Origin of the sequence: Pseudomonas sp. B21-031, from assembly GCF_024748985.1 — a bacterium.
GTDB lineage: Bacteria > Pseudomonadota > Gammaproteobacteria > Pseudomonadales > Pseudomonadaceae > Aquipseudomonas > Aquipseudomonas kermanshahensis.
Map to the genome: position 1 here is coordinate 3,011,611 of NZ_CP087181.1, position 12,604 is coordinate 3,024,214.

Annotated in this window: 11 protein-coding genes; 2 read left to right on the forward strand and 9 right to left on the reverse strand. The window is 62.1% G+C overall.

The genetic code is table 11. The annotated features are described in order from the left end of the window. Positions 1-37: 37 nt before the first annotated feature. The 5 genes from benR to LOY53_RS13370 form a co-directional block, all read right to left on the reverse strand. Complete coding sequence (gene benR / locus LOY53_RS13350; RefSeq protein ID WP_252824227.1) at positions 38-994, reverse strand: benABC operon transcriptional activator BenR; 957 nt, start codon at positions 992-994, stop codon at positions 38-40. A gap of 246 nt (positions 995-1,240) precedes the next feature. Beyond that, a complete protein-coding gene (locus LOY53_RS13355; RefSeq protein WP_258702754.1) occupies positions 1,241-2,296 on the reverse strand; it encodes a GlxA family transcriptional regulator in 1,056 nt (351 codons plus the stop codon). A 139-nt stretch (positions 2,297-2,435) separates the two neighbouring features. Beyond that, the gene (proX, locus tag LOY53_RS13360) at positions 2,436-3,464 is read right to left on the reverse strand and encodes a glycine betaine/L-proline ABC transporter substrate-binding protein ProX (protein WP_258702755.1); all 1,029 of its coding nucleotides are present in this window, start codon (positions 3,462-3,464) and stop codon (positions 2,436-2,438) included. A gap of 57 nt (positions 3,465-3,521) precedes the next feature. After that, complete coding sequence (proW, locus tag LOY53_RS13365) at positions 3,522-4,475, reverse strand: glycine betaine/L-proline ABC transporter permease ProW (RefSeq protein ID WP_258702756.1); 954 nt, start codon at positions 4,473-4,475, stop codon at positions 3,522-3,524. Positions 4,476-4,494: 19 nt separating this feature from the next. Continuing rightward, complete coding sequence (locus LOY53_RS13370) at positions 4,495-5,373, reverse strand: glycine betaine/L-proline ABC transporter ATP-binding protein (protein ID WP_276534038.1); 879 nt, start codon at positions 5,371-5,373, stop codon at positions 4,495-4,497. A gap of 395 nt (positions 5,374-5,768) precedes the next feature. Here LOY53_RS13370 and LOY53_RS13375 point away from each other — a divergent pair, with 395 nt between their 5' ends. Next, entirely contained in the window at positions 5,769-6,743 is a 975-nt protein-coding gene (locus tag LOY53_RS13375; RefSeq protein ID WP_027596803.1) for a LysR family transcriptional regulator, read from the forward strand. A gap of 8 nt (positions 6,744-6,751) precedes the next feature. Here LOY53_RS13375 and LOY53_RS13380 read toward each other — a convergent pair whose 3' ends face one another. Continuing rightward, positions 6,752-7,483 (reverse strand): hypothetical protein, encoded by a 732-nt coding sequence (locus LOY53_RS13380; protein ID WP_258702757.1) that lies wholly within the window; start codon positions 7,481-7,483, stop codon positions 6,752-6,754. An 88-nt stretch (positions 7,484-7,571) separates the two neighbouring features. Further along, the gene (gene hisN, locus LOY53_RS13385) at positions 7,572-8,363 is read right to left on the reverse strand and encodes a histidinol-phosphatase (protein ID WP_252824233.1); all 792 of its coding nucleotides are present in this window, start codon (positions 8,361-8,363) and stop codon (positions 7,572-7,574) included. A gap of 220 nt (positions 8,364-8,583) precedes the next feature. On the opposite strand from hisN, the gene LOY53_RS13390 reads away from it, so the two are divergent. After that, positions 8,584-9,228, forward strand: a complete 645-nt coding sequence (locus LOY53_RS13390; protein WP_252824235.1) for a LuxR C-terminal-related transcriptional regulator — start codon at positions 8,584-8,586, stop codon at positions 9,226-9,228. Between the two features lie 149 nt (positions 9,229-9,377). Here the strand turns inward: LOY53_RS13390 and LOY53_RS13395 are convergent, their stop codons facing one another. Together LOY53_RS13395 and macA are read right to left on the reverse strand one after the other, a co-directional pair. Next, entirely contained in the window at positions 9,378-11,381 is a 2,004-nt protein-coding gene (locus LOY53_RS13395; RefSeq protein WP_408981301.1) for a MacB family efflux pump subunit, read from the reverse strand. 2 nt (positions 11,382-11,383) lie between these two features. Continuing rightward, a complete protein-coding gene (gene macA / locus LOY53_RS13400) occupies positions 11,384-12,541 on the reverse strand; it encodes a macrolide transporter subunit MacA (protein WP_258702758.1) in 1,158 nt (385 codons plus the stop codon). Positions 12,542-12,604 lie beyond the last annotated feature (63 nt).

Below are 12,604 nucleotides of genomic sequence, written 5' to 3' on the forward strand. Positions count from 1 at the left end.
AACTGGCAGAAATAATAGGTACGAAGCACGGCTCCGCTTAACCGCGTCGCTTGAAGGTCTGCGATGGCAGCTCACCAAATTGCTGCCGGTACACCTCGGAAAACCGCCCCAAATGCAGGAAGCCGTAATCCAGAGCAAGCTCCGTCACACTTCGCACCCCACACGTGGCATCACTCAAACACGCCTGCACCCGCGCCAGCTTGCGTTGCCGCACATAATGCTTAGGCGTGGTACCCAAGTGCCGATCAAACAAGGCATACAACGACCGCACACTCATGCAGGCCTGCTCTGCCAGCACTTCAGCGGAAAGTTCAAGCTTCAAGTTGCGCTCGATGTAATCCAGAATCCGCTCCAGGCTAGCCGCCGGTGCACTCAGGCTTTCGCGCCGAATGTTGGTGCTCATCAAGGTCAGCAGTTTGCTGGCCACAATCTGACTGTAATGCCCCTGCACCCGCGGCAACGACTCATTCACCTCGGCTTCATGGCACACCATCGCCAGCAGGTTTACAAAGCCATCCAGCTCTTCCAATCGGTAGTGGTTACGCAGAAACCGCACACCGCCATCCGGCCGATGCCAGCGTTGTTCGTCGCAGATCGAATCGAGCAGCCGGGTCGGCACCTTGAGGATGAATTTTTCGCAGTCTTCCGAGTAAGTCAGGTCAACTGGGTCGTCCGGGTTGATCAGCAACAACTCGCCCGGCACCAAGTGATGCTCGCGCTGGGGACCGCGCCACAGGCAGTTGCCGTTGAGCAACACTTGCAAGTGGTAGATGGTTTCCAACGCAGGCGAGGTGACGCGCACGCTGCCGCCGTAGCTGATACGGCACAGGTCGAGTTCGGCGAACTTGCGGTGGCTGAGGCTGGCCTGGGGGTGGGTGGTGCGCGACAAACCGATGCAGTGCTGGCCCACATGCTGGTTCACATAATCGGACACAGCATAAGGGTCGGCGTGGTGAAACACGCTACTGCGCTCGCTCAGCAGGCGGCTTTCCATAGGCAAGGCACTCGGTTTCGTTATTGTTCTGGGCGCCGCTTCCTACGGGCCTTGGGGCCGGTGGTTGCGGTCGATCACGGTTATTCTATCGGGCTGGTCGCTGGGTACAGAGGCAGGCGACAGCCGGTGAATAGGCACACACTAAGCAAAAAGGCGGGGGTTGGGCAATGCGACCATTGGAATCGTGGGCGGATAGCGGACAACAGGGCAAGGTTAAGCGTGCGATTATCGAACACTATTTCATTTTTACGGTATCGCTATCTCCTGCCGCCCTGCCCACCCTTGGCTCCTCGCCCGAAACTGGCGCGGCGCAACGGCGAACAGATCACGAAAGCGCCGGTAGAAATGCGGAAAACTGACAAAGCCGCTGGCCACGGCCACTTCGGTTAATGACTTGCTGGTGTGTTGCAGCAACTGCCGGGCATGGGTCAGCCGCAATTCCAGGTAGTAGCGCGGCGGCGTCGCCTGTACATGGCGGCGGAACAGCCGCTCCAAGTGGCGACGCGATAAGCCTGCATGGTCAGCGATTTCGTCGATGCCGATCGGGTCTTCGATATTTGCATGCATCAGCTCAAGGGCCAAGCGTACGCCCTTGGGCAGGCTGGGGTCGATGTCCGCTGCAGTGGCCGGGGCATCGCTCATCACCCGTGCGCGATCGCACGCCAGCATCTGCTCCACCGCCCGGCGCAACCTGTTGCCGCCTCTGTGTTCGAGCAAGGCCAGCATCATGTCCAGGGCACTGCTGGCCCCTGCGCAACTCAGGCGCCGACCGTCCAGTACATGGGCTTGGCGGCTGACACGTACCTTGGGGAACAACTCGCTCATCATCGCTCGGCCATCGGGGTGGAAGGCGCAGTCGTGGTCATTGAGCAGGCCCGCTTCGGCCAGGAAGTAGGTGCCGTTCCATAGACCACCCAGCTGGCAGCCATGCTGGTCGGCCTGGCGCAGCTTGGCGCGCAGCAGCGGTGCGCTTTCCAGGCGCACCCGGAACCCACCGCATACCAACAGGGTGTCTAGCACCTGCACATCGAGTTCGGCCAGTGGCGTGTTGACCGGCAAGGCGATGCCCAGGTCGCTCATGACCTGTGTTCCATCACCCACTACCTGTATTTGGAACAGTGGCGTGGCGCTCATCAGGTTAGCGGTGACCAGGGTGTCCATGGCCGCAGTAAAGGCCATCATGGAGAAATGCTCACGTAACACGAAGGCGACGCGTTGGCACGGCATCGACAGCGAGGTACGGCCTGCGGTGTCCAGGTGGGCCAGGTTGGCGTTCTTGAGGGTGCTTTCAAAATGGCGCATGGCTTTGACTCAACTGCAAAAATCGCGTTGGCTTCTTCGCGAGCAAGCGCGCGCCTACAGGCAGCGCGCAAACCCAACGCTGGCACGCCCCCTGTGGGAGCTGGCTTGCCCGCGAAGAAGCGCTCACCGATGGAACAGGTTACTTGCTGGCCTGTGTCGCCGCCGCGCGCGACGCTTGCAGCCACGCGTCGAACTGCTGGCGATGCGCCGCAACCCATTCTTTGGCATGGCGGGTGATGTCAGCAGGCTTTTTCTCACCTTGCTGCATCTTGAGGTTCTGCGCGCTCTCGTCCGCCGTGGTGATCTGCATCAGCGACAGGAACTTGGTGGCTGCTGGGTTTTCCTGGGCGAATTCCTTGTTCAGCACCGCCTCGACCTTGTCGACCGCAAAGCCCAGGTTCTTGCCCTTGTACATCGTGTCGACATCGTTGTTGCCATCCGGCAGGTCGGTCTTCGGCACTTCCAGCCAAACCACGTCCTTGTCCTCCACCAGCACGGTGGAGATCCACTGTGGCACCCAGGTGAAGTACAGGATCGGCTTGCCTTCCTTGTAGCGGGTGATGGTGTCCGCCATCAGCGCGAAGTACGAGCCCTGGTCAACGTGCACGCTGCTGTCCAGGTCATAGGCTTTGATGTGGTGCGAGATGATCAGCTCGCAGCCCCAGCCAGGGTTACAGCCGGTCAGGTTGGCCTTGCCGTCGCCGTCAGTGTCGAACAGCTTGGCGATTTCCGGCTTCTTCAGGTCGGTGATGTACTTGATGTGGTACTGCTCGGCGGTCTTCTTGTCGATCAGGTAGCCCTGCAGCACGCCGGGCATGATGTCGCCGGACTTGACCATCACGTCATCGCCGCCGGCCTGCTGGTAGAACTTGTCGTGCAGTTTGTCCCACAGGTGCACGGTGAAGTCGGCATCGCCATTCGCCAGGGCCACCATCATCACGCCGTACTCGGTTTCCTTAGGGTCCTGGACCTTGTAGCCCAGCTCGCGCAGGCCTTCCATGGCGACTTCGCCACGGAAGCGCTCTTCGGCGATGGAGGGGAAGATCGGCGTTACCTTCACGCCCTCGCCCGGCTTGTCGGCCGAGGCGTTGGCGCACAGCGAGGCGATTACCAGGGCCAGGGCGGTGGCGCCTTGCAGGATGCTGCGGGAGAACTTGGATTCCAACATCGTCGCGTACCTTCTTCTGGCTTTTATGTCGTGTGCGGCAGTACGAATGTGTTTGCGTCAGGCGGTCTTGCGCCGCCCTGCAGCGTGCCCTGAGCCGCATAGGCGCAGCACCGCACCCACGGGCCCGGCGTGGTACCAGCGCAGGCTCGGGTCGGCATTGGTGCGCGCGCCCATGGCCTGGGTCAGGCGGTCGAGGAAGATCGCCAGCAGCACCAGCCCCATGCCACCGACCGTGGCCAGGCCCATGTCCAGCCGGCCGATGCCGCGCAGTACCATCTGGCCCAGGCCGCCGACTGAGATCATCGAGGCGATCACCACCATCGACAGCGACAGCATCAGGGTCTGGTTGAGCCCGGCCATGATGGTCGAGGTGGCCAGCGGCAGCTGCACGCGGGTCAGCATCTGGCGCGGCGTGCAGCCAAAGGCGCGGGCCGCTTCGATCTTGTCTTCCGGCACCTGGCGGATGCCCAGGTTGGTCAGGCGCACCAGCGGCGGCAGGGCAAACACGATGGTCACCAGCACGCCCGGCACGTTGCCGATGCCGAACAGCATCACCACCGGCACCAGGTAGACGAACGCCGGCAGCGTCTGCATCGCATCGAGCACGGGGCGGATGATGCTTTCCAGGCGGTTGCTGCGGGCGCAGACAATGCCCAGCGGGATGCCGATCACCGCGCAGAAAAACACCGAAGTGAGCACCAGCGCCAGGGTGGTCATCGACTCCGACCACACGCCGATCAGCCCCAGCAGGGTCAGGGTGACGAAGCACAGCAGCGCCATGCGCTTGCCCGCCAGCTGCCAGCCGAGCAAGGACGACAGCAGGATGCCAATGGTGGGCGGGATGCTCTGCAGGGTGAACTCGATGCCGTTGAGCACTTGGTCGATCGGCCAACGGATGGCGCGAAACACCTCGCGGAAGTTGTGCACGAGGAAGTTGAGGGTAGCGGTGACCCAATCGCCCAGGGGGATGGTGGCCGCCTGGAACGGGTCGAGCAGGCTGAATTCGGACATGGGCAAACCTCGCGTGGGGTCAGTGGCGGCTCAGGGACTGCAACGGCGTGCTGTTGGCCAGGCTGGAACACTGGCAGCGGCTGTTGAAGGTCTTGAAGAACGCGCGCACGTAATCGTTGGCCGGCTGGTTGATCAGCTGTTGCGGGGTGCCGATTTGCACCACCCGGCCGCCCTCCATGATCGCGATGCGATGGCCGATGCGGATGGCTTCCTCAATGTCGTGGGAAATGAAGATGATGGTGCGCTGCTGCTCGGCCTGCAGGCGCATCAGCTCGCCCTGCATCTCGTTGCGGATCAACGGGTCGAGGGCCGAGAAGGCTTCGTCCATCAACAGGATGGTCGGGTCGTTGGCCAGCGCCCGGGCCAGGCCCACGCGCTGCTGCATGCCGCCGGACAGCTGGTGCGGGTAGCTGTGCTCGTGGCCGGCCAGGCCGACCTGGCTCAGCGCCTCGCGGGCACGGCGGTGGCGTTCGGTTTCAGCAACGCCGGCGATTTCCAGGCCGAAGGCGGTGTTCTGCAGCACGCTCATGTGCGGCATCAGGGCGAAGGACTGGAACACCATGCCCATTTCCTTGCGGCGCACATCGAGCAGGGCTTTATCGGACAGGCCGGTGATTTCGCGGCCGTTGAGGTGGATGCTGCCAGAAGTGGGCTCGATCAGGCGGTTGAACAGCCGCACCATGGTCGACTTGCCCGAGCCCGACAGGCCCATGATGACGAAGATCTCGCCACGTTTGACGGAAAAGCTTGCATCGAACACGCCGACGACGTGGCCGGTCTTGCTGAAGATTTCGTTCTTGTCGGCGCCCTTGCGGAGCATCTCCATGGCCATGTTCGGGTTGGGGCCGAACACTTTGAAGATGTTGTTTACCGAAAGAATCTCATCGGCATGGCTCATACGACCCTCGTTATTATGCTTATTAACCAATCTATCAACATCGCACTGTTCGGTAAGGCGGGTAGATCAGTGCGAGTACGCTTGGCAGTCCGTTCAAGAGCGAACGTGAGTCAACACCGGCACGCAGAAAGTCCTGCTTCAAAAAGTTATTCGACATCGATGTCTCAATGTCGCGCCGTGGGATTTACGTTATGCCTTGGCCCAGGGTGGGTCCAACGACATTTGCAGGGCGCTAATCATTACCTGAAGTTATCAATCAAGGCCTGAACCCACCCTGCACTTGTAGGAGCAGCCTTGTGCTGCGAAGAGGCCCGCTCATACACTGGCTATGGGTGCCTGTACCGGCCCTTTTGCAGCACAAGGCTGCTCCTAGACAGGACCTGAACCCTACCGACATGGTCAGACACTCCGAACCCGATCAGACCTTGATCAAGATGCCTTCGCTGCGCGCGGTCAAAGTCTTCGTCGCGGCCGCCAAGTACCAGAATTTCACCCGTGCCGCCGAGGCCCTGTGCGTCACTCAGGCCGCCGTGAGCCGGCAGATCCGTGAGCTGGAAACCTACCTGGGTGCCGAACTGTTTACCCGTGTCGGCCGCGCGGTAGAGCTGACCGTGGCGGGTTCAATCTTCTTCGATGCGGTGCAGTTATCGTTCGTCAACATCTCCCAGGCGGCCGAGCGAATCCGCAGCAACATCAACCCCAAGCACGTGGTTACCCTGTGCTGCTCGCCAGCGTTTGCCGCCCTGTGGCTGGGGCCACGGATGCCGAAGTTCTTCGAGCAAAACCCGGACATCGACATCAACCTGGTGACCACCCAGAACTTCCTGTCAATGGAGCCTGGCGTACGGCCGGACATCTACATCACCAAACTGGGCAAGATCCAGGCCGGCTACAGCTGCCACCCGCTCAACCATGATGTGGTCTACCCGGTATGCAGCCCGCAATACCTGGCACAGCACCCACAGCTGGCTACCTTGGAAGGTATTCGCGACGGCTCGCTGCTCAACCTCAGCCCCTACGGGCGCTCCCAGGTGGCCGAGCACGTCGACTGGAATGTCTGGTTGGCGTTCCATGATGTCGACCTGAAGAGCCGTGCCAGCACGGCGCCGCATTTCTTCAATGCCAATGACTACAACCTGCTGGTGCAGCTTGCCCTGAGTAGCCAGGGCGTGGCATTGGGTTGGCACCACCTGGTGGGCCCGCTGGTGGAGCAAGGCTTGCTGGTGCGGCCGGTCGAACAGCAGTTGGTGCTCAAGGACACCTTCCATTTCCTGGCCTTCAACGAAGACAAGGAACATGACGCCAGTTGCCGACGGTTGCGCGACTGGTTGTTGGCGGAGTTTCAGCCGTTGCTGACGGCCGCCACTTAAGGCCCGCGTCACTGCACCGGCAAGAAATTCATCAACAACAGGCTTTGCGCATAATTGAGCCCGATCCGGCGATAGCGCTCGTCCAGCAGCTCTGCCAGCAAATCCAGCCGCGCCACGATCTTGCCGAACTCGACGGCAAAACTCAGGTTGCTGCCCTCCTCCGAAATCTCGTTGGAGAACAGCAACAGCACGCCATTCGCATCCTGCCGCTGGCTCAGCATCCAGGTGGCTTTCTCGATATTGCGTGCCGCGTTATTGACGAACAGCGGGTCGATGGTGTCCGTCATGTAGAACTCGGTGCGCCCGCCATGGGCGGTAATCAGCATGCTGCCGATGGCATAGATGAACGCGCCGACCCGGTCCCCGCGAAACTCCGGGCTCAACGCGTAACTCAAGGCGGCAAGGTCGCGGCGATTGCCCAACTGCGCCAACGGTTGGCGCTGTTCGATGGCTATCCGGATCTGCCGCTCGGCCGTGGCGGCATCGACGTAGCCAGACATCTTCCACTGGTTGGGGTTGCGCAGGTACAGCTTGTTCATCAGCAGGTACAAGCTCTGCAGGTTGTCGCGCATCGACAGTGTCGCCAGGCGGTCGACGCTGGTCTGGAACAGCTCGCTGGGCTTGCCGTTGCCGAACTGGCTGATGACGTCACGGCCCTGCTCTTGGGTACAGGCGCACAGGCACGTCAGGGCACCTGCCAACAGCAGGCCGGGGACTATTCTGGAAGGGCTTGCAACCATCGGCACCGGGTCGATATTCGGCGGCCGCACCGGGGATCAGTGCAGCCTGGCCAAGCATAGAGCCCAAGAAACCGAAAAAGTGCGATGGTCACATGGCGTGACGCAACATCTCCACCACCTGCGCATGCAACGCCGGGTCACCACAAGCCACCACACACCCGCCATGCTGCGCCGAGCTGCCATCCCAGGCCGTGATCACACCGCCCGCCCCTTCGATGATCGGCATCAAGGCCTGCACGTCATACGGCTGCAGGCTCGCCTCCACGATCACATCGACAAAGCCCGACGCCAGCATGCAATAGGCATAGCAGTCGCCGCCGTAACGCATCAGCCGAGCCTTGCCGGCCACGGTCTCGAACGCTGCCTTGCGCGCTGCGGTGTCGAACATGTCCGGGGTGGTGCACATCAGCGTGGCCGAGGCCAGGTCGGCGCAGGCACGGGTTTTCAGCGGCGTGCCACTGCGCCAGGCCCCTTCCGGGGTACCGACGAAGCGTTCGCCGGTAAAGGGCTGGTTCATCACCCCTACCCGCGGACGCGCGCCATCGTTCAAGGCAATCAAGGTGCCCCACAGCGGCAAGCCGGTGATGAACGCGCGGGTACCGTCGATCGGGTCGAGTACCCAGGTCAAGGGGCTGGAGCCCACTGCCACGCCTTGCTCTTCACCCAAAATGCCGTGCTCGGGATAGCGCGCCTGGATCAGCGCGCGCATGGCATCTTCAGCTGCCTTGTCGGCCACCGTCACCGGGTCGTACAACCGCCCGCCCTTGTCCTCGACGTCCAGGCTGGCACGGAAATACGGCGTGATCGCCACAGCGGCGGCATCGGCCAACTGCTCGGCAAAGGCGCGGAATTCGCCAATCTGTTCAGCACTCAGGGACATGGGGCAGGCCTCTTGAAGATGATGGGGGCCAGCATCATACCCGACAACCCGCGCCACAGCAGTCGCCTGCCATAGATGCCATTATTATGCCACTATCGCTACTTCATTTAACCGTCACTCAATCGTTGTACTAGGATACCCATCACCTCCCGAATGCGGCCCAGGATGCGGGCCAACAGCCAGACGGGAAATTGCACCACCGGACCTCATGGACGACACGATGAATTCGCACCTGCTCTACCCACAAATCGGCAAAGTCATTGCCAGCACCGGCAGCCGCCAGTTTCCGCGCATGCTGCACGACCTGATCCAGGCCCACCTGACCATCGACGCCACGCACATCCGCCTGCTGCCCGTGGCCCCGGCCGGCCCCGACGCCAACGCGCCCGTGATCAACGAGACCGTATTTTCCTCGGACGTGCAGCCAAGCAGGGACTGCAGTGACCCGTCGCGCTTGCACCTGATTCGCCGCAAAGGCGACGCCCGCTACGAAATCCATGTACTGCGCGCGGACTCCGCCTATGGCTTCTCCGCCTTCGAGCGCAACCGCCTGGACGACATCTCGCCGTTGCTGCTGCCGATGCTGGAAAAACACATCGATGCCCTGCAACCCGCCGCCGAGCGCGCCACGCAAGAGAGCCTTGAACAGCGTTTTCTCGACCGCCTGGCGCAATCGGGGCTGAAGCTGTCCGAACGGGAGCGCCAGGTATGCCTTGGCCTGCTGGCCGGGCATACCGCACCGGAGCAGGCCGAGCGGCTGGAGTTGAAGGTGAATACGGTCGAAAGCTATTTACGCCGGGCGGCGATCAAGCTGGGTATCAGCGGGCGGCATTCGTTGATGCGCTGGATGTATACGGCAGTTTGATCTTGTAATCCCCTACTGGACATAAATTGCCTTGTAGGAGCAGCCTTGTGCTGCGAAGAGGCCGGTGATAACACCGTAAATCTTCGTTGCTATTACCGGCCTCTTCGCAGCACAAGGCTGCTCCTACAAGGGTTGAGGTACGGGGCACCTCAATCCCGCGCCAGCGCCTCGATCGGGTCAAGCCGGGCCGCATTGCGCGCTGGCACAAAGCCGAACACCACCCCAATCAACGTCGAACAGGCAAACGCCATCACGATCGACGCCGGTGAGAACACCATCTCCCACTGTTTGACGAACAACTCGAACAGGTAGCCGATGCCGTACGACAAGCCAATACCGACCAGCCCGCCAAACAGGCAGACCATCACCGCCTCCACCAGAAACTGCTGACGAATGTCCGACTGCCGTGCCCCCACCGCCATGCGAATGCCGATCTCGCGGGTACGCTCAGTCACCGACACCAACATGATATTCATCACCCCGATACCGCCCACCACCAGCGAAATCACCGCGATCAGCGACAGCAGCAGGGTCAGCGAGCGGCTGGTCTTTTGCACGGTCTGCATGATGCTGTCGAGGTTGTTGGTGAAAAAGTCCTTGGTGCCATGGCGTTGCAGCATCAGCTTGGTCACCTCCTCCTCGACCCGCTTGCTGGGCACGCCGTCCTTGATGCGCACGCTGATACTGTCCAAGTGGCGTTGGCCAAGCACGCGGCCGGCAGCAGTCTCGTACGGCACCCAGATATTCAGCTGGTTGCTGGCGACGAACAGGTTCTTGTTCTCGGCGGTGACGCCGATCACGGTGCACGGCAGGTTCCCCACCAGGATCACCTGCCCCAGCGGATCTACGTTGGGGCCGAACAGGCGCTTGCGGGTGTTATGGTCGATCACCACCACCTGGGCCTGGCGCCGGGCGTCCTCGGCACTGAACACAATACCGGCGGCCAGGGGGATGTTGCGCACCTGGAAGTAGTGCTCGCTGACGCCATTGAGCTGCACATCGACATCCAGGTTGCGGTAGCGCACCAAGGTGCTCTGGCCGATCACAGGGGTGGCGCTATCGACGTAGTACAGCGCATTGAGCGCAGTGACGTCGGCGGGCACCAGGGTTTCGATGGTCTTCGCCCGGCTGTCTCCGAAGTTGCTGCCCGAATAGATATCGATGGTGTTGCTGCCAATTGCCTGAATGTCCTTGAGCACGTAGCCCTTGGCCCCTTCGCCGATGGCCGAGATGGACACCACCGAGGTGATGCCAATGACAATCCCGAGCATGGTCAACAAGGTGCGCATGCGGTGCGAGATCAAAGCGATCCAGGCCATCTTGAAGGCCTCGCGGAACATTCCCAGGCTAGCGACCAGACGCCTTGCTGGCGACGCGACCGGTGCCGGCTCGGCCACCGGGGTGGGCATGGCTGCGGTGCCCGTGCGCCGGTCGCTGACGATCTGACCGTCGCTGACCTCGATGACCCGTTCGGCATGCGCGGCGACTTTGGGGTCGTGGGTCACCAGGATCACCGTGTGCCCGGCTGCGTGCAGCTCCAGCAGAATATTCATCACCTCTTTGCCGCTGGCCGTGTCCAGCGCACCGGTCGGCTCGTCGGCGAGTATCACCTGGCCACCGTTCATCAGCGCCCGGCAGATACTCACCCGCTGCTGCTGCCCGCCGGACAACTGGCTGGGGCGGTGTTCCAGATGCCCGGCAAGGCCCAGGCGCGTGAGCAGCTCACGTGCCCGGTCGTGGCGTTGCCCATGCGCAGTGCCGGCATACACTGCTGGAATCTCGACGTTGTGCAGGGCATCGAGGTGCGGCAGCAGGTGGTAGCGCTGGAAGATGAAGCCAAAATGGTCGCGGCGCAGTGCCGCCAAGGCATCGTCGTCCAGCGTGCGTGTCTCTTGCCCGCCGACCTGGTAGCTGCCACTGCTGGCGTTGTCCAGGCAGCCGAGGATGTTCATCAAGGTGGACTTGCCGGACCCGGAGGCGCCGATGATCGCCACCAACTCGCCACTGTGGATCTGCAGGTCAATACCCTTCAGCGCCAGGAACTCGCGGTCGCCGGCCAGAAAACTGCGGCTGACACCCTGCAGGCGCAACAACGGCTCGCCGTTGCAGCAGGCAACGGCGCTGTGTGCGCTCAGCTCGACATTCATGTTCATGCTCACGCCCCTGCTTCGCCAGACACCGGCTCACCAATCACCACACGGTCACCTTCGGCCAGGCCATCCTTGATCTGCACTTTGACGTTGTTGTTGATCCCCGCCTGCACGTTGCGCACCTGGGCGAAGCCCTTGGCATCGAGCACCCGCACCGGGAAGCTGCCGTCGCCATTGCGCGCGCCCAGGGCGGCCACCGGCACAGTGAGCACGCCTTCGGCCGTGTCGAGCACAATATGTACCTGAGCAGTCATCGAGATGCGCAGGCGGTGCTCGGGGTTCGCCACCTCGAACAGGGCGTTGTAAAACACCGCGCCATTGGGTTTCGTGGCACTGCCATCGCTGTTGTCGATGCTTTGCGCGTAGTTCTGCGGGGCCGGCTCGGTGCCGCGCAGCTTGGCGTAGTAGCGTTTGTCTTCACCGAGGATGGTGAAGTACACCGGTTGGCCTGGGCTGATGTGGATCACATCGGCTTCCGACACCTGCGCCTTGACGGTCATGGTGTCGAGGTCGGCCAGCTTGAGCAGCACCGGCGCCAACTGGTTGGCGATCACGGTTTGCCCTTCTTGCGTGACGATGCCCACCACATGGCCGTTGATCGGTGCATTGATGCGGGTGTAGCCCAGGTTGACCTTGGCCGTGTCGATCTCGACGCGGGCACTCTGGATCTGCGCATCGAGCGAGCGCACGGCGGCCTGCTGCACCTCGTATTCCGACTCGGCGTTCTCGAAGTCCTGGCGCGACACCGACTCGTCGGCCTGCAGTTCGCGATAGCGCTCATACACCCGCCTGGCCTGCTTGAGCTGGGCCAGGCTAGAACGGCGCTCAGCCTGCAATTTGTCCTCGTCGACCTCCGCCTGGCGCAAGGTATTGCGCAGCACCAGCGGGTCGATTTCGGCCAGCCACTGGCCCTCGGTGACCTTGTCACCCAGCTTGACCTTCAGCGAGCGCAACTGCCCCGACACCTGGGCGCCGACGTCCACCTGCTTGATGCCCTGCAACGTGCCGGTGGCCAACACGGCGTTCTCGATGTCACCACGCTCGACCGTGGCGGTGATGTACTGCGGCGGCTTGGCCGGGGCCTGGACGGCATACAGCGTGATGCCGGCGACCAGGGCCACAGCGATGCCGAGGCTGAATTTGCGGAATCTGGACTTTTCCATGAACACTCACTATCTCTCGGGATTCGCATGACCCGGCCCCACTGGGGCCGGGAAGGCCCATCT

What these genes read in the sequence shown, in the direction of transcription:
- benR (WP_252824227.1), bottom strand. Translation starts at nt 994, where the DNA reads ATGGAAAGCCGCCTGCTGAGCGAGCGCAGTAGCGTGTTTCACCACGCC.
- LOY53_RS13355 (WP_258702754.1), bottom strand. Translation starts at nt 2,296, where the DNA reads ATGCGCCATTTTGAAAGCACCCTCAAGAACGCCAACCTGGCCCACCTG.
- proX (WP_258702755.1), bottom strand. Translation starts at nt 3,464, where the DNA reads ATGTTGGAATCCAAGTTCTCCCGCAGCATCCTGCAAGGCGCCACCGCC.
- proW (WP_258702756.1), bottom strand. Translation starts at nt 4,475, where the DNA reads ATGTCCGAATTCAGCCTGCTCGACCCGTTCCAGGCGGCCACCATCCCC.
- LOY53_RS13370 (WP_276534038.1), bottom strand. Translation starts at nt 5,373, where the DNA reads ATGAGCCATGCCGATGAGATTCTTTCGGTAAACAACATCTTCAAAGTG.
- LOY53_RS13375 (WP_027596803.1), top strand. Translation starts at nt 5,769, where the DNA reads ATGGTCAGACACTCCGAACCCGATCAGACCTTGATCAAGATGCCTTCG.
- LOY53_RS13380 (WP_258702757.1), bottom strand. Translation starts at nt 7,483, where the DNA reads ATGGTTGCAAGCCCTTCCAGAATAGTCCCCGGCCTGCTGTTGGCAGGT.
- hisN (WP_252824233.1), bottom strand. Translation starts at nt 8,363, where the DNA reads ATGTCCCTGAGTGCTGAACAGATTGGCGAATTCCGCGCCTTTGCCGAG.
- LOY53_RS13390 (WP_252824235.1), top strand. Translation starts at nt 8,584, where the DNA reads ATGAATTCGCACCTGCTCTACCCACAAATCGGCAAAGTCATTGCCAGC.
- LOY53_RS13395 (WP_408981301.1), bottom strand. Translation starts at nt 11,381, where the DNA reads ATGAACATGAATGTCGAGCTGAGCGCACACAGCGCCGTTGCCTGCTGC.
- macA (WP_258702758.1), bottom strand. Translation starts at nt 12,541, where the DNA reads ATGGAAAAGTCCAGATTCCGCAAATTCAGCCTCGGCATCGCTGTGGCC.